At 47.3% G+C, this 23,135-nt stretch carries 18 protein-coding genes, 2 tRNA genes and 1 pseudogene; 10 read left to right on the forward strand and 11 right to left on the reverse strand.

The annotated features are described in order from the left end of the window. Positions 1–282: 282 nt before the first annotated feature. On the forward strand, positions 283–3,783 hold the full coding sequence (locus EHQ17_RS00320; protein WP_135595676.1) for a response regulator: 3,501 nt from the start codon (positions 283–285) through the stop codon (positions 3,781–3,783). A gap of 30 nt (positions 3,784–3,813) precedes the next feature. On the opposite strand, the gene EHQ17_RS00325 is transcribed toward EHQ17_RS00320, so the two are convergent. Both EHQ17_RS00325 and EHQ17_RS00330 read right to left on the reverse strand, forming a co-directional pair. Then, positions 3,814–4,317 carry a MarR family winged helix-turn-helix transcriptional regulator gene (locus EHQ17_RS00325; protein WP_135595677.1) on the reverse strand — a complete coding sequence of 168 codons (504 nt, stop codon included), beginning with the start codon at positions 4,315–4,317 and terminating at the stop codon, positions 3,814–3,816. Between the two features lie 18 nt (positions 4,318–4,335). Next, positions 4,336–4,866, reverse strand: coding sequence for an acyl-CoA thioesterase (locus tag EHQ17_RS00330; RefSeq protein ID WP_135595678.1), 531 nt, complete (start codon positions 4,864–4,866; stop codon positions 4,336–4,338). 198 nt (positions 4,867–5,064) lie between these two features. On the opposite strand from EHQ17_RS00330, the gene EHQ17_RS00335 reads away from it, so the two are divergent. The 3 genes from EHQ17_RS00335 to EHQ17_RS00345 all read left to right on the forward strand — a co-directional run bounded on the left by EHQ17_RS00335 (position 5,065) and on the right by EHQ17_RS00345 (position 7,613). Beyond that, on the forward strand, positions 5,065–5,802 hold the full coding sequence (locus tag EHQ17_RS00335) for a DNA alkylation repair protein (RefSeq protein ID WP_135595679.1): 738 nt from the start codon (positions 5,065–5,067) through the stop codon (positions 5,800–5,802). Then, a complete protein-coding gene (locus EHQ17_RS00340; RefSeq protein WP_135595680.1) occupies positions 5,768–6,676 on the forward strand; it encodes an SPL family radical SAM protein in 909 nt (302 codons plus the stop codon). Before EHQ17_RS00335 ends, EHQ17_RS00340 begins: the two co-directional genes overlap by 35 nt. A gap of 85 nt (positions 6,677–6,761) precedes the next feature. Further along, positions 6,762–7,613: an Fpg/Nei family DNA glycosylase gene (locus tag EHQ17_RS00345; RefSeq protein WP_135595681.1), complete on the forward strand. Its 852-nt coding sequence runs from the start codon at positions 6,762–6,764 to the stop codon at positions 7,611–7,613. A gap of 9 nt (positions 7,614–7,622) precedes the next feature. Here EHQ17_RS00345 and EHQ17_RS00350 read toward each other — a convergent pair whose 3' ends face one another. Continuing rightward, complete coding sequence (locus EHQ17_RS00350) at positions 7,623–8,645, reverse strand: NAD(P)-dependent oxidoreductase (RefSeq protein ID WP_135595682.1); 1,023 nt, start codon at positions 8,643–8,645, stop codon at positions 7,623–7,625. Between the two features lie 86 nt (positions 8,646–8,731). Between EHQ17_RS00350 and EHQ17_RS00355 the strand changes: the two genes are divergently transcribed. From EHQ17_RS00355 to EHQ17_RS00365, 3 genes are read left to right on the forward strand one after another with little or no spacing between them, the layout of a single operon-like run. After that, positions 8,732–9,784: a lipase secretion chaperone gene (locus EHQ17_RS00355; protein ID WP_135595683.1), complete on the forward strand. Its 1,053-nt coding sequence runs from the start codon at positions 8,732–8,734 to the stop codon at positions 9,782–9,784. Next, positions 9,784–11,532 (forward strand): apolipoprotein N-acyltransferase, encoded by a 1,749-nt coding sequence (locus EHQ17_RS00360; protein ID WP_135595684.1) that lies wholly within the window; start codon positions 9,784–9,786, stop codon positions 11,530–11,532. The genes EHQ17_RS00355 and EHQ17_RS00360 overlap by 1 nt, the downstream gene beginning before the upstream one ends. Continuing rightward, on the forward strand, positions 11,532–12,308 hold the full coding sequence (locus EHQ17_RS00365; protein WP_135595730.1) for a ribonuclease H-like domain-containing protein: 777 nt from the start codon (positions 11,532–11,534) through the stop codon (positions 12,306–12,308). The genes EHQ17_RS00360 and EHQ17_RS00365 overlap by 1 nt, the downstream gene beginning before the upstream one ends. A 71-nt stretch (positions 12,309–12,379) precedes the next feature. Here the strand turns inward: EHQ17_RS00365 and EHQ17_RS00370 are convergent, their stop codons facing one another. The 4 genes from EHQ17_RS00370 to EHQ17_RS00385 all read right to left on the reverse strand — a co-directional run bounded on the left by EHQ17_RS00370 (position 12,380) and on the right by EHQ17_RS00385 (position 18,201). Then, positions 12,380–13,402, reverse strand: a complete 1,023-nt coding sequence (locus EHQ17_RS00370; RefSeq protein ID WP_135595685.1) for an MBL fold metallo-hydrolase — start codon at positions 13,400–13,402, stop codon at positions 12,380–12,382. Between the two features lie 116 nt (positions 13,403–13,518). Beyond that, positions 13,519–13,914 carry a response regulator gene (locus EHQ17_RS00375; protein ID WP_135595686.1) on the reverse strand — a complete coding sequence of 132 codons (396 nt, stop codon included), beginning with the start codon at positions 13,912–13,914 and terminating at the stop codon, positions 13,519–13,521. Further along, entirely contained in the window at positions 13,911–17,015 is a 3,105-nt protein-coding gene (locus EHQ17_RS00380) for a HAMP domain-containing sensor histidine kinase (RefSeq protein ID WP_135595687.1), read from the reverse strand. Before EHQ17_RS00380 ends, EHQ17_RS00375 begins: the two co-directional genes overlap by 4 nt. Before the next feature lie 10 nt (positions 17,016–17,025). Beyond that, complete coding sequence (locus tag EHQ17_RS00385) at positions 17,026–18,201, reverse strand: LBF_2804 family protein (protein WP_246057292.1); 1,176 nt, start codon at positions 18,199–18,201, stop codon at positions 17,026–17,028. Between the two features lie 150 nt (positions 18,202–18,351). On the opposite strand from EHQ17_RS00385, the pseudogene EHQ17_RS00390 reads away from it, so the two are divergent. Beyond that, positions 18,352–19,086 (forward strand): annotated as a pseudogene (locus EHQ17_RS00390) (LIC10920 family plasminogen-binding lipoprotein). A gap of 51 nt (positions 19,087–19,137) precedes the next feature. Here the strand turns inward: EHQ17_RS00390 and EHQ17_RS00395 are convergent. From EHQ17_RS00395 to EHQ17_RS00410, 4 genes are all read right to left on the reverse strand, one after another. Further along, complete coding sequence (locus EHQ17_RS00395) at positions 19,138–20,097, reverse strand: polyprenyl synthetase family protein (RefSeq protein WP_135595689.1); 960 nt, start codon at positions 20,095–20,097, stop codon at positions 19,138–19,140. Positions 20,098–20,165: 68 nt separating this feature from the next. Continuing rightward, positions 20,166–21,065 carry a transglutaminase-like domain-containing protein gene (locus EHQ17_RS00400; protein ID WP_135595690.1) on the reverse strand — a complete coding sequence of 300 codons (900 nt, stop codon included), beginning with the start codon at positions 21,063–21,065 and terminating at the stop codon, positions 20,166–20,168. A 200-nt stretch (positions 21,066–21,265) separates the two neighbouring features. Beyond that, entirely contained in the window at positions 21,266–22,087 is an 822-nt protein-coding gene (locus EHQ17_RS00405) for a transketolase (protein WP_135595691.1), read from the reverse strand. Positions 22,088–22,146: 59 nt separating this feature from the next. After that, the gene (locus tag EHQ17_RS00410; protein ID WP_135595692.1) at positions 22,147–22,533 is read right to left on the reverse strand and encodes a hypothetical protein; all 387 of its coding nucleotides are present in this window, start codon (positions 22,531–22,533) and stop codon (positions 22,147–22,149) included. Positions 22,534–22,708: 175 nt separating this feature from the next. On the opposite strand from EHQ17_RS00410, the gene EHQ17_RS00415 reads away from it, so the two are divergent. Together EHQ17_RS00415 and EHQ17_RS00420 are read left to right on the forward strand one after the other, a co-directional pair. Continuing rightward, positions 22,709–22,781: transfer RNA gene (locus EHQ17_RS00415), tRNA-Thr, on the forward strand. 7 nt (positions 22,782–22,788) lie between these two features. After that, a tRNA-Tyr gene (locus tag EHQ17_RS00420) sits at positions 22,789–22,870 on the forward strand. The last annotated feature ends 265 nt before the right edge of the window (positions 22,871–23,135 follow it).

Genomic DNA, 23,135 nt, shown 5'->3' on the forward strand with positions numbered 1-23,135 from the left:
TTTCACAATATGAGAACTAAGTCGCAAACAGGGACCGCATAAAATTTTCGGAACGACGCGACCCAACCGTTCCTTGTCGTATTATTTTGACATAAAAAAAACAAAAAGAAACCAAAAGAAAACGTATCGATGGGAAACTCGACGCAAGGAATTTTAGAGATCGATTTCGCGGAATCGAACCGTCGTATGTACCACCCTCGAAAGTTTTATTTTCGCCGAGCCCGGGAAATTTTCGTTAAATTCTTGAGCCGTTTCCGAAGGCGGGCTATTCCAGGAAAAAACATGACCGGCAGTTTCGAAACAGAAATACACGAGCGAATCCGATCCGATCGGGAAATATATTTCTGGCTACAAAACGAAGCGATGGAAGGATTTTGGATCTTCGATCCGGGATCGGAAAAAAATTTCTGGTGTAACCGAAACTTCCTGAAGCTGCTCGGTTTCGAAAAACGGGAGCGGGAATCATTCTTCGAATTCGATCGGATCCCCACTCCTCAAGTGACGGCCCTTTTAAACGAGTTCGTCCTCCGAGGCGGATCGCAGGAGATGAATCTTTCCTTTTATCGGAAAGATCGATCCTCCGTAACCGTACGCAACAAGTTGAAACTTTTGCCGTTCGGAAACGGTAAACCGGCATTCGTATTGGGAGCCGTATCGGACGTCACGGATTCTTCTTTCGAAGACGATTCGGAGATACATCTACGCGCGCTTCTCGACAGCCTTCCTTCCGCGATCGGCTACTGGGACAAGAATCTAATCAACCGTTTCGCGAATCACATCTATTTGAATTGGTTCGGAATAGATCCGAGCAACGTGAAAGGAAAACACATCCGCGAAGTCATCGGAGAGACGTTGTATCAACAGAACATTCCCGCCTTGGAAGGAGTTCTCCGGGGAAAGGAACAGAAATTCGAACGAAAACTTCCTCTCGCGAACGGCTCCGACTTTCTCTACGTTTTGGGAAATTATATTCCGGATATACGCAACGGAATCGTGGAAGGATTCTATGTGATCGTAAACGACATCACTTCGGTCCGGGAAACTACCGAACAACTCAGAAAAAACGAAGTGGAATTAAACATGCTCTTCGAAGCTCTTCCGGTAGGAGTCACTCTTTTAGATCACGAACACAACGTGGTGAAAACCAACCCCATGTTGGAGCGGATCCTCTCCATAAACCCGGAAGGACTAAAGAAAGGACTTTATAAAAATAGAATATACTTTCGATCGGACGGAACCCGATTCGCCCCGGAAGAACTTCCCAGTCATTTGGCGCGTGAAAAGAATCGGCTGGTCAAAGACGTTGTCGTGGGAATTCAAAAGGAGGACGATTCGATTACATGGACGAAAGTCACCGCGATTCCCTTGAACCTTCCCGATTATTCCGTGATGATCCTGACTCACGACATCACCGAAAGTAAAACCTTCGAAACGGAATTGATTCGAGCGAAAGGACTTTTGGAACAAACGAGTAAACTCGTGCGAATCGGCGCTTGGGATATGGATTTCAAAAAGGGCGTGGGCACTTGGTCGGCGGTGACCAAAGAGATGCACGAAGTAGGTCCGGATTTTATTCCCGATATGAACAAAGGACTCGAATTCATCAAGGAAGGCGAAAGTAGGAATAAAATTCGAAAGGCGCTCGAAGACCTGATTCAAAGCGGAATTCCTTACGACGTGGAGATGCAACTAGTCACCGCAAAAGGAAACGAACTCTGGGTAAGATCCGTGGCGGACGCGGAGTTCGAAAACGGAGTTTGTACGCGGATCTACGGCGCCATCTACGACATAGACGAACGAAAAAAAACCGAGATCGCGCTTTTTAAGGAACGCTCCCGTTTACTGGCTTTCGTCGAACACGCGCCAGCCGCCGTCGCCATGTTCGATACCGAATTGCGATATATCGCTTATAGCCAAAGGTGGGTGATGGAGTATCACCTAACGGGAAAAAACGTATTAGGAATTTCGCATTACGAAGTTTTTCCGAATATATCGAACGAATGGAAGGAGATCCACAAAAGATGCCTTTCCGGGGAGGTTGTCAAAAACGAAGAGGACGTTTGGAGGCCGGCGGGCTGGGAAAACGATCAATATCTCCGCTGGGAAGTGCGACCTTGGTATCAAATCGACGGATCGATAGGCGGAGTAATGATGTTCACGCAGGACATCACAGAAAGTTGTCTTCAAAGGGAGGAAATGAAAAAATCCAAACTGATAGCGGAACGCGCCAGCACGGCTAAATCCGAATTCCTCGCAAATATGAGTCATGAAATCAGGACTCCCCTCAACGGAATCATCGGCTTCACCGACCTTCTCCTAAGAACAAACCTGGACTCCACGCAATATCAATACATGCAGACCGTATATCAATCCGCCGGATCCTTACTGGACATCATCAATGATATATTAGATTTTTCTAAAATAGAAGCCGGAAAGCTGGAACTGTCCTACGAAATGACGGACGTATTGGAATTGGGAAGTCAGATAATAAACACGATAAAATTCCAGGCTCATCAGAAAAACTTGGAGGTATTGGTCAACATATCTCCGACGGTTCCGAAATACGTCAACACGGACAGCGTGCGTCTCAAGCAGATTCTCGTAAATCTGCTCAGCAATGCGGTCAAGTTTACGGGCGAAGGTGAGATCGAATTCAAAATCGAAACACGGCAAAGGAAAACGGATCACGCCGCCTTTTTACGTTTTTCCGTACGCGATACCGGCATCGGAATCGCGTTGGAAAATCGGAAAAAAATCTTCGATGCGTTCTCGCAGGAAGACGCGTCCACGACGAGGCGGTTCGGAGGAACCGGATTGGGTTTGACGATCTCCAATCAGTTGTTGGCGATGATGGGGAGTAAATTGCAACTGGAAAGTGTTCTCGGAAAGGGAAGCACCTTCTATTTCGATCTTACCTTGGAAGTTCTGGAAAACGGAGAGGAATCGAACGCGGATTGGAGCGGACTTTCGGAAATAAAAAACGTGCTCGTAGTGGACGACAACGACAACAACCGACAAATTCTCCAAGAGATGTTGGCTCTTAGATCGATCCCATACGAACTCGCGAAAAGCGGAACGGAAGCGGTGGAAAAACTCGGGTCCGGGAAAAGATACGATCTCATATTGATGGATTATCACATGCCGAATCTCGACGGATTGGAAACCGTAAAAATCGTACGCAAAAAATTGAATCTATCGGAGAACGAACAGCCGGTGATATTATTGAGCAGCGCTTCGGACGATTCCGCTCTCATAGAGGAATCCAACGCGCTCGGCATTCGGGAAGTGATCGTCAAACCGATCTATATACGTCAACTCTACGATCTTTTGGGGAGAAATCGATTGGTCCGCGAACCTTCCTCCGAAAAAACGAAACGGGTTTTCTCGAACGAGGCTCCTTCTTTCGAAAAGCCCGTCCGAATACTCATCGTCGAGGACAACCCGGTCAATATGCTTTTGACCAAAAGTATCGTGAAGAGAATTTTACCCGCCGCAAAGATACTGGAAGCACCGAACGGAATGGAAGGCGTCGAAAAAAACCGGAGTTTTACCCCGGACCTGATTTTTATGGACGTTCAAATGCCGGATATGAACGGATACGAGGCGACGAAAGCGATACGAAATCAGGAAACGGAACGAAAAAGGGTTCCGATCATCGCCTTAACGGCGGGAATCGTATCGGGAGAACGGGAAAAGTGTATAGAAGCGGGAATGGACGACTACGTAAGTAAACCCGCCGTCCAGGCCGATTTCACCAAAGTAATCCTAAAATGGCTGAAATAAGACTATACATTAAAATATTATAATTTAATATTATTCGAATATTTTCTTTTTGGCGACAGTCCTAAGACCTTTAACGAGAGCCTTCCATTCCGCGCCGCCTAGATTTTGAACAACCTTGTCGTGCGCTTCCTTCCAAACGGGATACGCAGCCCTGAGCGCTTCCCAACCCGCTGCGGTCAACGCCACTTTTCTCGCGCGTTTGTTGTCGGAAGGAACGTCCTCTATATAACCCAGGGATTCGAGAGGTTCCAAATTCCTTAAAAGAGTGGTCCGATCCAAAACCAAAAGGTTTGCCATAGGAGCGAGTTCCATTCCCTCGGAAGTTCCCAACGTCATCAAAACGTTGAAACGTTGGGAAGTTAATCCGACCCGATCCAAAACGTGATCGTAATAGTTGGATACGGCTCGGGAAGCCCGTTTCAAATTGAAGTTTAGACAACCCAAACCCACCGTCAGCAATTCCTCTTTGGTCGGAACCGGAGATTCTTTGCCGGAAGACTTTTTGGAAATTGTACGATCCGTTTTCGCTGCCATAAAAATTCTCCCAAACGATTAGACGGGAAGCGCTTGTGTTCCCGGAGCCAAGGTACGTTTCATCTCGCGAACGCGCTCCTCAAAATTTCCGTTTTCGGAGCCGGCATCACGATAAAGAACAGAATCGAAAAACCGCATCAGATCCTCACCGTGACGGGTCGGCCTTCCCCTTCCCAAATCCACGTAGGCGAAATCGATCCAAAGCATCGCCTTCAAACGTTTTCCGGTTTGGTCGTACATCAGATCCTCGTTACGGATCGAACCTTCGGTTCGGGAAGTCAAACGGGTCGTAATCCGTACTAGATCGCTTTGTTTCGCAGGCTCAAGATAAGCGACCTGCGTTCTTGTAACGACCCAGGACTTACCTTCTTTCGAAGCGTGTTCAAAAAGATCGAAACCGTAAAAATCCCGGAGGTGATCCTCCCTCGCCTCCAAAAAATAGTCCATATAACGCGCGTTATTCAGATGACCGAAAGGATCACAATCCTGAAATCGGATTCGGTAAAGACCGGACGGCGAAAATTCGCGAAGATCGAAAGTAGAAAGCATAAACGTCTCCCTGATACAATGCATGCAATTACACATGTGTATCTACATATATGCTATTACACACATCCTAAACCGAAAGTCAATCCGATTTTAGAGGTTTTCATTCCCAATTTTTGAAAATCGGCTAAACTTCGTTGACAAGCACCGCTCAAAAGTCCGTTTGAGAAAAACGTTTAGAACCTCGGTCGCGAGTCGTTTATGGATTCCATCAACTCCAAAAAAGAAATCAAAACGATCCTTTCCGAACTTTGGGCGAGCTGCGATTCGGAAAGGGACTTCCTCGCAAAGGTGGAATCCGAACTACTTTTAAAAAAGACGAGGTTCCCTCTGCTCGAATTCGCGGCCCTCGAAATACATTCCCGCCTAACAGCGGAAAGACGAAACGATCTCCTCGAAGAAATCGGCAGGCTGCGCCACATGGGCGGGTACGTGATCGCGGGTATGATGTTGCAGCTCGATCTGGAAAGCGGTTTCGAAGAAGCGCTCGCCAAAGCCGGCGAACTGATGATTTCCGGTGACGAATGGTACGTATGCGACATCGTAGGGGAGAGGGTTTTCGGACATTCCCTTCTCTTTTATCCCGAGCGGACCATTCCCATCCTTAAAAAATATCTCAATCACGAAAACGGATGGATCGTACGTTCGGTCGGCGTCGCCTCCCACTACGCAGTTAAAAAGGGATTGGAAAAAAAACACGTGGAGACTTTGTTTTATCTTCTATTAGAAAAATTGAATGCGACGGATTTCCACACCAAAAAAGGTATAGGATGGGGAATCAAAACGATCGCGAAATTCCATCCGGATCTTGTGCGAAAAATTTCGGATCGGCTGGAAGACGATCTATCGGTAAACGTTTACTTTAAGAATAAGATCCGTATCGGACTCGGAAAATCGGTCAAATATGCCTCGAAACGTCCAAATCCAAAGCGTCCTTAACAAAACCAAACGGCGTGATCCTTGGTTTTTGGACGATTATACGGTCAATCCGTACAGCGGATGCACCTTCCACTGTCTTTACTGTTACGTGGCCGGCAGCAAATACGGTTATAACGTCGAAGATAAATTTTCCGTAAAGCAAAACGCGGTCGAAGTCTTGGATCGGCAGTTGAAAAATCGGGCGGCCAAAAAACAATACGGAATCATCGCGCTTTCCTCCGCGACCGATCCTTATCTTTCCTTCGAAGAGGAACGCGGACTGACTCGGGAACTTTTGCAAACGATCCTAAAACACAGATTCCCCGTACACGTACTAACGAAATCGGATCTCGTCCTGAGGGATTTGGATTTGATAAGCGAAATAGAATCCGCCGCCATCCTACCGGAGGATTTGGAAGGAAAATTAATTAGAAAATCGTTTATTACGTTTTCGTTTTCCACTTTGGACGACCGGGTCGCGAGGATTTTCGAACCAGGAGCGGTTCCACCGAGCAGACGTCTCGCCGCGTTATGCGAAACCTTAAAACGGGGACTTTGTTCGGGCGTAAGTTTGATGCCTCTTCTACCGCATATCAGCGACACGGGGGAAAATCTGGAGACGATATTCCGTACATTCGGAGAAATCGGAGTATCGTATATTTTCCCCGCTACGCTTACCCTTTTCGGTTACGGACCGTCCGACGGCAAAAGCGAGGTCTTTCAAGCGGTCGAAAAAAACTACCCCCATCTTTTGGAAAAATATCGGAAATTCTTCTCGGGCGGATGCGAGATGCCCGCGTATTACAAAAATGCACTTTCGATAAAAACGAAGGAACTGTGCGAACGTTACGGAATCCGTAAGGGAATTCTGCAAGACTCGTCCGGCCCGATATAAAACGCCGCTCCGATATACAAAATTCGGACCCGCTTCGAACGAACATCCTTCTTGACGAAAGGAAAAAAACGGATTCAATCGCTCCATGCCCGAACTACCCGATTTGGCGATTTTGCGGGACCGATTGTCTCCCGAATTGTTAGGCCAGAAAATACGTTCCATCGAAATCGTGGATCCGATCGTCGTCCGCAACCTGATCGGCGCGACCCCGGACGAAGTTTACAAGGAATTACCTCTGTTGTCACTGGAAAGACGCGGACCTTTTTTGAATTTCATATTCGAAAAAATGAATATAGTAATTCATCCCATGTTGTCCGGCCGTTTTTCTCTGGATCCTAAATACAAAAAAAAGGATCTCTGCGTCAGGATCGTCACCGAAGGACCGGTCCTCAACTACGCGGACGATACCAGGATGGGAAAGGTTTATTTTCTAAACGAAGGGGAACTCGGTCGGATCCCTAAATACGAAGAACAGGGGATCGATCTTCTTTCCGAAGAATTTACCCTTGCGGCGTTTCTAAAAACGATCGAAAAATCGCGTCAGCAGATCCGCGCTTTTTTGATGGATCAAAGCAAATTGAGCGTATTAGGAAACGCTTATGCGGATGAAGCGTTATTCGCGGCGAAGCTCCACCCTAAAACTCCCTGCAACCGACTATCCCTCGGGGAAAAAACCTTCCTCTACGAGAGTATCAAAAAAGTAATCGCGGATTCGATCGAATATATAAGGGCAAAAAACGCCCCCCTCGACGTCAAGGTCAGAGATCACGTAAAAGTAAGAAACCGAAAAAACGAACCTTGTCCCGTATGCGGAACGACGATCCGCAGGGCCAACGTGCTCGGCTACGATTCCTTTTTCTGTCCGGTCTGCCAACCGGCCAAAGGGGAACAGTTCATTCCTTGGGGCACGCAGGATAATTCCACCCAAGTAAATTAAAATATCCTACTATACTAAACCTATATCCAGACGTATCGGGTAGGAATTCCTTCTCCTTTCGAAATAACCCGCGTCCCCCTTTTTCCAAGCGGAGCGAAGGGCTGCGTCCTCCTCGGTTAAAAACGTTTCCGTGCGAAAGCCGCCTTCGTTTAACAAAAAGGAATCCAAAGGAGGCAAAGGACGTTCCTTATAAAGGATGGAAAGTTTTTCGGCCACACGATACGTACCGCTAGCCCTACCTATCTGACTGTAACCCGCAATATGCGGCGTAAATACGGAATCGGGAACCTCGGCCAGACGAGATCCGGATTCGACCGAAGGAGGTTCGGGATCGAACACGTCTATGACTTTGTAAAGATCGTTTCTCCCCAACAAAAGCGAAAAGGCCTCCGGAGAAAAAATCTCCCCCCGACTCGTGTTGATCAGAGCGGTTCCCGGTTTCAAGGACGAGATCAATTTTTCACCGATCATTCGGTAGGTAGAATCCGCACCTTCCCTGGTCAATGGAACGTGATAACTCAGAACGGAAGAGCGGAGAACCTCCTCCAACGGAGAGGATTCCGCCTTGTAAAACGGATCGTAAAACACGGAGGAAATTCCCTTTGACTTTAGAATTTTATGAAATGCTTTTCCAGTATTTCCGTGACCGATCATCCCGACCTTCATATTCTTCAATTCGCTTAACGAAAATCTGCGTATAAGCGAAACGTAACAATATTCCGCGACCGAACCGGCGTTGCAACCGGGTGCGTTCAAAAATACGCGGCCGTTGTTTTTGAGCGAGTTGAAATCCACGTGATCGGTTCCCGAACTAACGGTAGCAAAAATTCTGACGGAAGGGAAGGTTCGCACCGCGTTCTCATCCACTTTCAATCTCGTGTTCGCGATCAAAATCTCCGGTTTTTCGGAAATTAGATTCGAGATAGAATCAGGCGCGTAACTTCGTACTTCGATTTTTTCGAAATGAGCGAAAATTTTTTCCGCGTGGGAAGTCCCTTCGGGATAATACAGAATCGGTCTTTTCTGTTGCACTACTTTGTCATTTCCTATCGGAACGCTTTTCGGAAAAAACAAAAAAGGTTTGCACGGAGAAAGTTTTTTCTAAAAATCACAGGTCCATGAAATCGTTAAAGGAAAGAGTCACGTTCCCGGTTCTCGTAGGCCTGATCGCCGCGACATTGATCGTTTTGATATGGTTCGTTTTTTTCAACCCGAGCTCTGGTTCCCAAGGCTCTTCCGTCGATTCGGACGCGGAATTCACGTTACAAAGATCCGAATCGGGAGAATGGGTCCTCAACCAGGCGGTCGTAGATACTTCCCGCAGAATCTTCGACGAAAACGGCGACTGGCTTTCCTTCGACGAACTGATACGATTCGCTTCCACGGGCGAGGTCAATCTCGTTTCGGAACTCTGGGCGTTGCGCAGACAATGTCCGGAAAACTCGGGTTTCGAACAATGTAACGAGATCATCCGGGCTTTTATAGCGGATCATTACTCGGGCAAAGACGCCGAATATCTGATGAAACTATTTTCAGGATATCTAAAATACGAAACCGTAATGCGTGAATACGAACTTCCCGAAAAACTGAGTCGGGCGGAAAAATACGAACTAGTGAAAAAAAAACGGCGTGAATATTTTTCCGAAAACGACGCGAAACTTGTATTCGGAATGGAGGAAGCCGAGGAGAGTTTCCGCGATTCGCTCGGAGGTTTTTTAAAGGAAACGGAAACTCTGAGCGGAGACAAACGTATGGAACGTTACGAAGAATTCCGTAAAAACGTCTACGGACAATATTACAATACTCTCCAAAAACGAGAGCCCAAATTCAACACCTACGAAACCGAAATGTTTCTTAGGGAAAAAGAATTAGAAAAAATGAATCTATCCGATAAAACCGGAAAAACGCGCTCCATACGGGAGAAATATTTCGGCAAAGACGGAGCCGATCGTATCGACGCCGTCTACAGAGAAATCGAGGAGCGGGAAAAAAAAGAGAAGTCGTCCCAAAACGAAGAAGCGGAATGGATCCGAAAAAATTCGAACGTTAAGGGAGAAGCTCGGGAAAAAGCGCTTATGGAAATCCGTATCCGGAATCTCGGACCGGAAGAAGCGGAGGAATATTCAAGAAGACTCAAATACGAGGAAGAGATTAAAAAACAGCAAAACTGATGTTCGATTCTTTTTTTCAGAAAGACTCTTCCGTATATCGACTTTCCCTCTGTGTCGGAGTCGGATTGGGAACCCTTTTCGCACTTTCTCCGTATTCCTTCCTGAGCGCCGGCATCTTTTCAGGCTCGTCTTGTCTTTTACTTTTCCTATCATTGAACAGGACGTCCCCGTTCAAAGCGGCGCTCTGGCTATTGGTCTTATCCCAAATCCTGAACTACACTACCTTCTGGTGGATTCCGGGCGCCGTTTCCAGAATCGCGGGAGTCGGACCGTCGGCATCGGTTTCAATTTTTATAATATACGGAATCGTTTCCCATTTGAAATTCGTGCCGTTTTATTTCCTGTTTAGAACGGCGAAAATAAGTTCCGCATCCGATCCTAAACTTCTATTGTTGTTTCCCGCCGCCGGAACCTTGGCCGATCTAGTCGCGTATCAGATATTTCCTTTGTATTGGGGCAATCTACTTTCGGGATCGATCGTCTTGGAACAATCCGCTTCCTTGATCGGAGTTTACGGACTTTCCTTTTTGTGTCTGTTCCTAACGTCCGCAACGGCGACCTTCCTACTCAACTTCAAAAAAAGAGGCTCCAGGGAATTTAAAATTTCAGTTTTCGCCTGGATCCTCGTCGTTTTTGTCTACGGTTTCGGGTTATATAGGATCGGATACGGATTCGGACCGACGAACATGGAGAATACGAAAAACATTTCCGTGGTTGTGATTCAACCGGACACGTCTCCCGGAACCAAGGAACTTCAAGCGGACGAAACCTTCCTTTCGAATACCATGAGTAAAGTACTTTCCCTTTCCTTACGGGGCGCCTTGTCTTCGGAACAACCTCCCACGTTAGTCGTCCTTCCAGAGTCCTCCATTCCGTTCCACGGGACGTTGGACTCGGAGGAAAACCGCGGAGAAGGCATCTATTCCTCGACCATGGAGGCGCTAGTACTGTATCTTTCCGAAAAAACGGGAGCGGACGTATTATTCAACGAGCTCAATATGGACGAAGGAAAACTTAGGAATCAGATCACTCTTTTTCGTCACGCATACGGAACTTTCGAACGTTATGATAAACGGCGTCTTCTGGCTTTCGGAGAATATCTCCCGTTCGAATCAGCGATTCCCTTTTTAAGATCCGTCTTTCGGGAAACTTCCCGTTACGTTCCTGGAGAAAACGCAAAACTTCTCTTAGGATCCAAACTGATCGGAGACAACAGAAAAAGGAAGGTCCCGAACGAAGCTGTGGAAGGATTTCCGGAACCGTCACGACTACGTCCGGTGTTTTCTTCCCCGAAGTCCGTAGCCGATAAAATTAGAAAATTAGAATATTCGTATTCCATACTTCCATTGCTCTGTTACGAGGCCATGTTTCCCGAACTCGTTCTGGATTATTTTCCTAAGGATCCGAAACCCGAAATCATGATCAATCTCACCAACGATTCCTGGTTCGATTCCGAACTCGAAGCGCATCAACATTCGGGAACCGTCCGTATCCGTGCGATAGAAACCGGCCTGCCCTTGATCCGTTCCACCGTATCGGGAATAACCGAGGTTTGGGACCAACGCGGAATTGCGATCGTATCTCCGATCGGTTTTCACGAAACCGGGATTCGTACGTTTACGATCGATCTGAATGTTCCGCATAACACCGTTTACACGGAGATGGGAAACCTTCCCGTATGGATCTTCTGCGTTTTCGTACTTTCGATTTCGTTTTGGACGGGATTCGGAAACGGAAAGGAATTTTGATGCTCGAACACACGTTTTGTCATCTTCCGGGAATCGATTCTTCGGAGGAAAAAAGGCTTTGGGAACGGGGGGTTTACGATTGGAAGGATCTCAGGGATTTCATAATTAAGGAATCGATTCCGACGAAAAATCTTATCTTAGACGCATTAGAATTTTCTAAAAAAGAGTTGGAACGCGGAAATTTTTTCTATTTCTTCCACGTGTTTTCCTCGAAACATCACTGGAGATTATTTCCCGCGATTCGGGAAAAACTTCTGTATCTCGATATCGAAACCACCGGTTTGGGGGACGACGACAGAACTACGATGATCGGCACCTTCGACGGAAAAAAATACGAATCTTTTGTCAGAGGTTCCAATCTGGATTTTTTTCTGGATCGAATCCGGCCCGACCACGTTTTCGTTTCGTACAACGGGATCGCGTTCGACGTTCCGTTTTTGGAAAGGGAATTCAACCTGCGTTTCGGCAACAACCACGTGGACGTCATGTATCTGCTCCGTTCCCTGGGAATCAAAGGCGGATTAAAAGGATGCGAAAAGGCGCTCGGAATCCAAAGACCCGAAGAGGCCGCAATCACCGGACTGGACGCAGTAAAACTCTGGAGGCAATACGTCGAATACGACGACTCCGACGCGCTCAAAACTCTGGAGAGTTATAACAGGGAAGACACGGTCAATCTCGAGATACTTTTCGTCAAGGGTTACAACCTCAAAATCAAGGAAACGCCGTTTTACGGGGAAGTCATCCCCGAACCGGAACGTTTTTCGGAACGATAAAACATTAGAATATTAAAAATTAATAAATTATTAAAATAATAAACCGTTCCGAAGCGGATTCCCCTAAACGGTCATTCTCCGCCTATCCAGCGGTATTTTTCGTACGGAGGATCCACTTCCAGAACCCCGACCTGCCCCTGATCGATGAGTTTCCGGATCAAGGAATGGATTATCGCCAAAGCGGTGTTATAGTAACCGCTGTTCGCCACCTTTTCCCCCATCGCCTCCAAAACCAAAGTGGAAAGATCCTGATCCCCTTCCTTAAGACGACGAACCACGCCGCGTTCCAAAAGATTCAACGTCTTCGAAAGGAGTTTGATGGCTCTCTGCGGATCTTCCGGTTCGCCTCCGTGCGCCGGCAACAACCTCCGAATGGGAAGTTTGGAAAGACGATCCAGGGACCGGTGGTAATCGTAAAGATTACCGTCTATCTCGGCGTAGATGGAGGAGATGTTCTGCAAAACGAGATCCCCGGTAAAATAGATCTTTTCCCCGAGAATATACGGAGTCAGGTGCCAGCGGTTATGCCCAGGAGTATGTAGAATCCCGATTTCGCGACCGCCGGCCACGATCACGTCGCCTTCCACGAGCTCCACGTCGAAATTGAGATAAGGATCGACGCGCTCGGAGTTGTTTAGAGCATCATGAAATTCGAATATTCCAGTATCCACTCGTTTTAATTCCTCGGCTCGCACCGCGTTGTCGTGATGCCCTTTGTAGACGAGCCTTCTCATCGCTCTTTGAAAGACCTGGACGAATTCGACGTAATTGTCGATCCCCGCGGCCATACCCGCCATCGCGTACAACTTCGCGTCCGTATAATAACGAAGCGTCAGAGCGGCGCTCATATGATCCAGATGATTGTGCGTGTAAATGATGTGTTTGATCTTGCCGAGGGAAAGGCCGATTTTCTTAAGCGCCTTTTGCAAAAGCCCGAGATTTTCGATGTAACCGGAATCGATGATCGTTGGCTCCCCGTCCGGAAGTATATAGATGTTATTGGGAGAATAAAAAGGCTGCGGAATTTCCGTCTTGAAGATCCCGTCCCCGATGTCTTTCACTTCGGGAATCGAATCGTATCGATGAACTTTCATTAGATTTTCCTTATAAAGGAACGGATCCTCTATTAGTTACAGATTTTTCCGGATGCGCCGACCGGTAAATGAAAATTAAGAACCTATGTGAGCGTACGTTGTGTTACGGTCCGTGTTCAACTTTTAGCGCAACAAACCCGGACCGCATCCATGAGTTGTTTCGGATCCCACGGTTTGGGAAGAACCGCATACGTCCCCGCTTCTTTTTTAACCCGTTCCACTGCGTCCTCGTCCACGTGTCCCGTGATCAGAATGGATCGAATCTCCGGATATTTTCGATGAACCTGGATCAAAAACTCATCCCCTTTTATGCCGGGCATACGCCAATCCGAAAGAATAAGAATCACCTTCACACCCGAAACGGCCAGTTCGTCCACTGCCTCCATCGCCTCCTTTGCGTTAACCGCCGTTTCGTATTGAAACTCGTTCCCGAATTGTTTTTTTAATTCCTGTTTCAACGCGATCAGAATGATCGGCTCGTCGTCCACGCATAATATGGCGTCGTGTTTCATGTGACTCCCTCGTTTTCTCGCTTTGCCGCCTTCAACCAAACGCTGAATTTGGTTCTTCCCGGAACGCTTTCGAACTCTATCCTACCGCCCATCTTTTCGACGATATTCTTACAGATGTCCAGCCCCAAACCGATTCCTTCTCCTTGTTTTTTAGTCGTGAAAAAAGGTAAAAAAATCTTATCCTTCACCTCTTCGGGAATCCCGCCTCCCGAATCGGTAAACGACGTTATAATCCACGAATCCCTTTTTTCAAGACCGATTTCGATTCTCCCCTGATAATTCATCGATTGTAAAGCGTTGTTGAGAAGATTGATCCAGACCTGATTGAGTTTGTTTCCGTTGCCGAGACAAAGTTCTTCCGTTTTGTAATCGGTGACTATTTCGACTCCGTATTTGATTTTCGTATGATACAAAGTTAATATTGTTTCTATCTCGGAACGGACGTCCACGGGAAGGATCGTATCGTCCGAATCTCGTCCGCCTGGATTGAGATAATTTTTCAGAGCATCGACTACGTGTGAAGCCTTACCGCTTGCGATGGAGATAACGTTGCTCAAACGAACGATCGTGGAAAAGGAAAGAACGACGTTGAGAATGTCCGTTCTCCGATCGGAACGAAGCAAATCGCGAAGACGATCTCCCAAACGATAAACGCCCGAATCCAAAACCGCGTCCGTCACTTCCTCGTGATTTTCGAAACCGTATTCCTGAAACGCCGCGAGCAAATCCTTTTTCAAGGTTCGGTTGGGAATGATCTCCGACTGAGAAGCGTCGTTCAGACTTTCTTCGAGAAGAATCCGGAAACTTTCCGTCTCATCTGAATTAAAACCAGAAATCAGATGTGGAATCGATTTCATCTCCTTGGAAAGAATTTCCAAGATCGCTCGGTTGGAGGAGACGATCGCTCCGAGCGGCGTGTTGAGTTCGTGCGTCATCCCCGCGGCGAGTTGACCCAAGGCCGCGAGTTTTTCGGAAAGCAAAAGTTGGTTCTGCGCATCCTTCAACTCCTTCATGATCGTTTCGAGATTGTGAACCGCTTCCTGAAGATCGGAATTCGACTTACGCAATTCCTCCGTTCGTTGATCGATTTTCCGTTCCAGATTCGCGTTCAGATCCAGGATCGTAGCTTCGATCTGTTTTTTTTCGGTGACGTCCACCATCACACCGCGTAACCATTTGGGTTTTCCGTCTTGGACGATCACCTTAACCAGATCCCTAAGCCAAACGACGTCTCCGCCTTTGCCGATAAAACGATATTCGAAGTCGTGCGCTTCCATTCTGCCCGTATATGTGATGCAGTAATTCATGGCCCATTCTCGATCGTCAGGATGAAGATGCGAACTCCAAAAACCGGGCGTCTTCCATTCCTCCACGGAATAACCGAGAACGTCCACTACCTGCTGACTTACGAAGGTAAAATCGAAAGTGGACGCGTTCGCTTCCCAAACGATCCCTGGCGTCGTGTCCACGAGGTCGCGGAATCGTTCCTCGCTGGCTTTCGTCCTACGGAAGGATTCCTGCAATTGTTCAACCATATGGTTGAACGAAGCGGACAGGATTCCCAGCTCCTCCAAACGACTACCTGGAACCCTTTGGGAAAGATCTCCGCGCGCCATTGCTCCGCTTGCGTCCGAAATTCTTCGGATCGGAGCCGTTACGATTCCCGCAAGAAAAGCGGCGATCAGAAGTGAAACCGTCAAAGCCACCGCAAACACCATCGCGGAACGGCTGCTTCCCGTACGAACTCCTTCCAGATAATACGAAGCGGGAATGGAGGTGATCACGATCCAATCGATGTTTCCGCTGTTGTCCTGATACGGAGTGGCCTGCGTAAGCCAGGTTTCCCTCGACAAAGGTTTTTCGGTGACAACGTCGAAATCGAATTGGATCGCGGTCCTAAGGGAACGAAGATCGCCTAACGTTTGTTTGAGATTTCGGACCGCCTGTTCCGCGACCGAATCCTCTTTCAAGTTCGATTCGTTCGTGGAAACACTCTGAGACTCGGAGGAGGCGATCTGATTTCCGAAACGGTCGATGATTAGAGCGTGTCCGTGTTCGGCGATACCGAGCGAGGCAAGCAGAGGAATCATACCTTGAAAACGGGAAACAACCTTCGGATCCGAATTTTTTTCCAGATACGAATCCAACCGAAGATTGATGTTTTCGGAAATTTCCTGATGAAGCCTTCCCGCCAATTTGTCCGCGGCCTGTTCCGAACTTTGAAGATTGAGATACGCTGTCACACCGACCATCACCAAAACGAGTAAGATAAACGGAGTAACGAGAAACATGCGGATCGGCAAACCCTGCGGGTTTCCTTCTCCCTGGGAGGCTCCGTTCCAAACCCGTTCCTTATAACTCAGATAAAATTCCTTAACGTGACCCGGAATATCCGCCCAAAACATCCCGTATCGTTTCGCCGCCGGATAAGCGATCGACATCGCCAAAGGAGCGATCAACCAAGTGAGCGACGTCGTAAAAAAAAGAGCCGGTGTTATGTTTCGATACGAAATGGAAGGCGTGAATTTATCGGAACAGATAAAACCCCAGAGTTGCGGTTCGATCGTCATAAAGACGAAAACGAAAACGAGATAACGAGGCCAGGTTTTGATCTTCCGAAAATCCGGATCCCTTCCGATCAATTGATAAGCGACCCAAAAACATGCAGGATTTATAAAATACCCGAGGATCCAATCGTACAAAAATAACGGAGGAACTCCTTCGATCAAATCCGAAAGTCCGTACGCGAAAGGCACCGCTATCAAAGCGGGATAACCGAAAAGGACGATGCACAGAAAAACGGAAAGATCCTTCAGGGATTCGAACGTTTGTGCGCCCGGAACCAAAACCGCGAACGAACCCAGATAACCCGTGATAAAAATCAGAACGAACGTGAACGGAACGCTCATCAAAGCCTGTGTGTCCCAAGACTGACGTTCCCTTCCCAAACCCCAACGACCTCCGGGGCGAAACGTAAAGCCTCCGTACGCCGCGACCATCAAAACGAGTCCGACGATAAAGCCGAACCTCCCCCACACTTCCAGAAGAGGAAGCGGAATCGATCGGAAAAGAGATTCGAACCATAGGACCGCCGATTGCATTTTAATACCGTTACCGAATCTTCAACGAGGATAACTCCTTCGCTTCATCCAAATCCCCATTACGAATCGCGGAGGCGAGACGTTCCATCCAACGCAGCCGATCTTCGGATCGTTGACCGAAAACGAGGGGAAGATGTTTTTTTTCGAAGGAGGAAATTTTACCATCGAAACAACAGGTTACGCTTAAAATTTTTAGACAAAGTTCTTTTTCCGAATCGTTCAAAGCGGGAAGAAGCAGTTCCAGGGATTCCCATTCGTCCAAACGGAAATGGTAGTTTTCGATCCGGAACGCCTTATGCAGTTTGATGAGAATGAATTCCAGATTCGGATGAAACCTCTGCGTGAACACTACCGAATTACCGACCGCGGTCATACAGGCTATTTTCGCATCTCTTCCGAGGGAATCCTGAATCTCCAGGATTTCTCCGACCAGATTCTCAGAAATCGCCCTCGTCAGAAGACGGGTCCGCAACTCCTTTAGAATAATATAAAGTACGATTGCGTCCCAAAAAGCGGTCACTGGGGCAGCCACGAAATCCGCGTAAACCCGAAACGAGTTGCGCGCCAACAATTTCCGGATCACGATCTTTGCGACCACATTGGAAAGAAAAACTTTGGCCTTATACAGAAGAGTCGTAATAAAAAGACTTCGTTTGTTCGTGAGACGATACGGATCGATTCCCAGAAGTTTAAGATCTGGGTCCGGAATCTCCAAAGCCAATCTGGAAAGAAGATTACTGATCCCAGTGATCAAATCCGGATCCTCTTTCAGATCGAAACCCGCGGTACGAGTCAATTTGTAAACCGAGGAAAGACCCAGTTTATACAAAAGATAAAATTCGACGAAGGTTCCGACCAACAGCGCGGCACCGGTCCAAAACCATTTTTCGAAAAAAACGGAGGACCAAAGTTCGGGAGATTCCGGAAATAATTTTTCAACGAGAAGAATGAACAACGTGGTCCACAGACCGGTCTGAAACGCCCAGAACACGGTCCAAGCGATGATCTTCCGCGAAGAGGACCCGAATTCTTCTTTGGTCCATTTTCCGAGGGACGTTTTGTCTCTTTGTGATAAATCGGAAAGAACGCGAATTCCCCAACGTTCTAAAATTCCCGGTTGGTAATCGACCGAGTCGGATTTGTTTTCCATCGCCCGGATTTCATCGGAGACGATCGGATCTGTCAAAACATTCTTTCAATTTTTGTTTTAGAAACACCCCTCTTCGGAACGATCTTTAAGAGAAAGGGTTCAAATCGAAAAGAGGAAAAACCCTAAATCATTCTTGACCGGATCGTACGATCGACCAGAATGAGAATACGTTCTTCAAGGAAATATATGAAACGCGCTCTTGTTTTTATCGTCTGCATTTTATCGTTTGCAAATTGTGCCAACCAAAAGGATCAGAACAAAGTGGATCTCAAGGTTCTTCTGAGCAACGGAGACGTCATCTTCATCAACGGAGAAGTCGATTCGGAAAAAATTTCCTCTTGCGGAGTTGCAGTCCCCGGAACGACCGGCACCAGCACGGGAACGACGGGGGGTACAACGGGAACACCTACCACAGGCGGGGGATCGACAAGCACGCGTTATACGGTAACGAGTCAATTGATCATGAAAGACACGGGAGAATCCTTGGTCCTTCGGTTTTAGTTCGACTCCAGCCAATACCAGGGTTCCGTGGATCCGCAACAAGGTTTCAGTTATTCCGGAGGAACGTTCGGTAAAACGGTAACGGGTAACGTCGGAAAGGTGGAATGGGGTGCGTCCGGAATTCCGGTATATCCGGGCAGCAGCGGCGGCGCCCAACAACAAACGCTTCAATATATGGAGATCGATCTTTCCCTAACGGGAAAACTGCTCACCAGCTCCACGAGTACGGGAATTCTCAACCAGTGTTATACTTCCGACAACGTGAATTGTACTTCCGTCACGACCACACAACAATGTTTCACTCAGGACAATCAGACCTGCGTATCCACCGCGTCCGCGACCGGAACTTCGGTGACGATCACGGGAAGTATCAATTGCAATTCTCCGAACGTAATTCCGGGCGGCTCGACGACCCAGTGACACGAAATACGTGACGTTCCTTTCGAACGTTTGGAACATACGTGGATCACTTCACTCTTCCAGAAGTTTCAGGATTTGTTCCTTCAAAAGCGACCGAATGGACGATTCAGGAAAGCTATTTAAGAATTTCATTAAGTTCTCAGCGATCCTTCTGAATTCCGCGTCCATCTGTTCGCGGATCTGATATCGGGAAAGAAGACTGAGAATTACGACGCCGTCTCCGGGAGAACGTTCCGTTTTTTCGAAAAGGGAATGAACGAGTTTTTTGTCGTTCTTGTCCGCCTTTTCCAAAAGCAGTAGAATCGGATACGTATACAATCCGTTGTGGAAATCCTTGAGAGGCACCTTACCGCTTTTGCTCGCAGGGGAAAAATAGTCGATCGCGTCGTCCTTTTTCTGAAAAAAGGAACCGAGTTCGACGCCGAATTGTCCCAACTTTTTACGGTCCTTGTCCGAAGATTCCGCGAGAACTCCCGCCGCGGAAGCGACCGCTCCGAAAAGCGAGGCGGTTTTACCGTAAACAACTCTATTATAAATCTCTAATGTGATTTTCGGGTTTTTCTCCCATTCCATCTGGATCAATTCGGAAACGGAAAGATCCTTGATCACCTGCGTGAACAGATCCATCAAACTCGGATAACCGAGACCGTTGAGATGATCGATTCCGCACGCGAGAAGATAGTCCCCCGCGAGGATCGCGGTTTTATTTCCGAACTTGGAGCCCACACTTTGCAGACCGCGTCTCGTTTCCGCCTCGTCCACGACGTCGTCGTGCAAAAGGCTGGCCGCGTGGATCAGTTCCGCGATGGCCCCCACGTCGAGCCACCGTTTGCCTTGATATCCTAAAAGTTGACAGAGACAATAATGAAGGATGGGACGAATCCGTTTTCCGCCGGAGCGGATCGTATAGGATTTGATTTCGACGAGAATTTTCAGATCCTCGCGGATGATCGCTTCCAGCTTTTTATCGAACTTACGAACTAAAGAATCTTTGAGTACAGACGCCTTCACTGCACCTTCCCGTGGGGCCAGTATGGAAAATAACGGTACAGGCTCAAGCAGAACTCACAGAGAATCGCTCAGGCTTTGAGTTTGTTTTCGAGAATCAAAAGTTGTCTGGCGAGAATATCCTCCATATCCCGAAATTGTTCCTTTCGGTAGATATGAATCAGATTTCGATACATCCTTTTAATAATGGAAAGTGTGCTGGCACGCGTAAAATATCGCTCGCTGGGAGTAAAACTGTTCGCCTCCAAAAAACGGATACAAGTGGACTTGTCCAACAAAACACCGCCGTGAAACGGATCGATAAAGGTTTCGTAATCGGGAGAATCGAAATGCAGTAGAAAATGAAGCGGCATATTTACCCCGTACAACGGAAGAGAAAGCCTTTGTCCGACGAGCAGATAAATAGCGGATAAGGAGATGGGAATCCCCCTTCTCGTATGAACGATTCTTGTGACGAAGGAATTATTCGGATCGTCGTATTGATCGTTGTTTCCCTGAAAGTTCTCCTCCGCGGAAAGGACCCTGGTAAGAAAATGAACCTTCAATTCCTCGGAGACGTATTCCGGATTGAGATCACAGAGTTCTTCCACCCGCAAAGCGAGACGGTCCAAGTATATCTTAAAATCGTGATACGACGCGTCCGGATCTCCGACGCTGGAAAGAAGAAAAACGGCTTCCTCCAAATCGGCATAATCGTTCACGTGCCCCTTTCCGGCGAGAATCATATAACGCGCGTTAATACGCTCCAAATGGATAATGGAGGAAATGGAACGCGCAAAAACCCGCAAAGTCGGGTCCTTAAACTCTTCTACGAATTCGCTGATGCGGAATTGCCAGGGAACCATATCCGCGATCTCGCGGATCACTTGGATTTTTTCCTCCGAACCGGCGAATTCGAGCTGATAAAACTTTTCTTCGAGCTTAGCGGGAGGAAAGGAAAGAGAATCGAAATAAGAATCGGATGATGGCATAAACAATATAATTTTCCTAAAAACGAAATAGGTCAATTAGGATTGAAAATCGGGAGTTGAAAAAATAAAATGCGATCGATAAGTTACTATGTCTTACGGCCGTCGCGTAAAAGCGCCGAATATTTGAAAACAGGTTTCGTGAAACGATGGAAAAAATAAAAACCTCCTCCGAAAGAAACTCCGGAGAAGGTAATGCTCGATTAGGAAAGAGCCGAAAGTTCTTCGAGAGCCTTTTTTTCCTCCTCCGGTTTTGGAGGAGTTCCGTGCCATCCGGGATTGTTTTCCATAAAGGAAACTCCCTTCCCGAGAACGGTGTTAAAAAGAATGATCGTCGGCGAACCCTTGTGTAATTTCGCTTTTTCGAATGCGGAAACGATCTGTTCGATATCGTGACCGTCCGCTTCCAAAACGTTCCAACCGAAGGAAAGAAATTTCTGATTCAGGGGTTCCAGATTCATCACGTCTTTGGTGAAACCGTCGATCTGAATTCCGTTTTTATCCATAAACGCGATCAAGTTGTCCAACTTGTAATGAGCGGCGGATTGAGCGGCTTCCCAAGTCATACCTTCACCGCATTCTCCGTCGGAAATACAAGTGTAGATCTTATGATTCTGTTTTTTGAATCTAGCTCCGAGCGCAAGACCGACGGAAACGGAAAGGCCTTGTCCCAAAGAACCGGAAGAACTTTCGATTCCCTTCATATAACGCGTCGAAGGATGACCTTGAAGTTTACTCGTAAGTTTACGAAAGGTAAGAAGTTCTTCCACGGGGAAATAACCGGAGTGTGCCATCGCCGCGTAACGGATCGCGCAAACGTGACCGTTGGAGAGAATCAATCGATCGCGTTCTTCCCAATCCGGATCGGAGGGTTTATGGTTTAGAATTTTCTTATATAAAACGGCGTAGATATCGGCAAGTCCCAGAGGTCCGCCCGGGTGACCGGAGTTTGCTGCGGTAACCATACGGATAACGCTCTTTCTGAGTTCGTTTGCGAAACTCTTGAGTTCTTTGATCTCGTTCATATTTTTCCTAAGTGAATGAATTGTCTTTTTCCAACCTCGCGGGAGGTGCCGAAACAAGGTCAGTTCGCCGAGCGAAACAGAACCAAACCGGAAAGGAAAATCACAGTGTATAGAGGAAGAAAAATATAGTGTAGTTTTCTGTGGAATTCTTTTTTTCGGAAGATTCCGGACCACACCATCAGAAGCATCAAAACCAAGGCCAACGCGGCAAACGCTCGATGAGTGTCTATGACCCAACGATCCGCGTTCGGAAGAATCCCCGCGGCTTCCAGACCTCCGCCTACGTATTTGACAAACAGAAGACTGAGCGCAGTGGTTAAATTGAAAGCTGCACCGATCAAGTTTACGATACGATGGATTCGGTTTTTGCGGAATCGAAAGTAATAACCCGTGTAAAAACAAAGAACGGACAAGGCCATACCGAGATTGATAAGGGTTAAAATCATGACGGCCTATTCTACGGAAACGGATCCGGTTCGAAACCATTTTTCTATCACAAACGAACAAAGAAGGTAAAAACGGTCGGGATGGATCCGTGCGAAGATGGATTCCTCGATTCTCCTTGAGGTTTTTTATTTGACCGAGGGGATCCGTACGAAATACTGGTTTCGATAGTAAATTGCTGCCTTAGCTCAATTGGTAGAGCATCTGATTTGTAATCAGACGGTTGTGGGTTCGATTCCTATAGGCAGCTTTCCCCCGGGTAGGTACTCAAGTGGCCAACGAGGGCAGACTGTAAATCTGCTGACTATGTCTTCGAAGGTTCGAATCCTTCCCTGCCCAATTTCATTTCTTTTCTTTCTCAATTTAATTTTAAACGATCAAAAGAATCCCGGAAGGATTCGAAGCCGAAGAGCGAAAGCGTTTTGAGTTTCCATAAGAAACGAAAAACGCGACACGAGCCATGGATGGCGAAGTGCGCGAGGCGGACGCCGTGGAGCCAAATCGAGCAGGACGCGAGATTGCGAAACGGCGAATCCTTCCCTGCCCAATTTCATTTCTTTTCTTTCTCAATTTAATTTTAAACGATCAAAAGAATCCCGGAAGG

The sequence above is a fragment of the Leptospira gomenensis genome, assembly GCF_004770155.1.
GTDB lineage: Bacteria > Spirochaetota > Leptospiria > Leptospirales > Leptospiraceae > Leptospira > Leptospira gomenensis.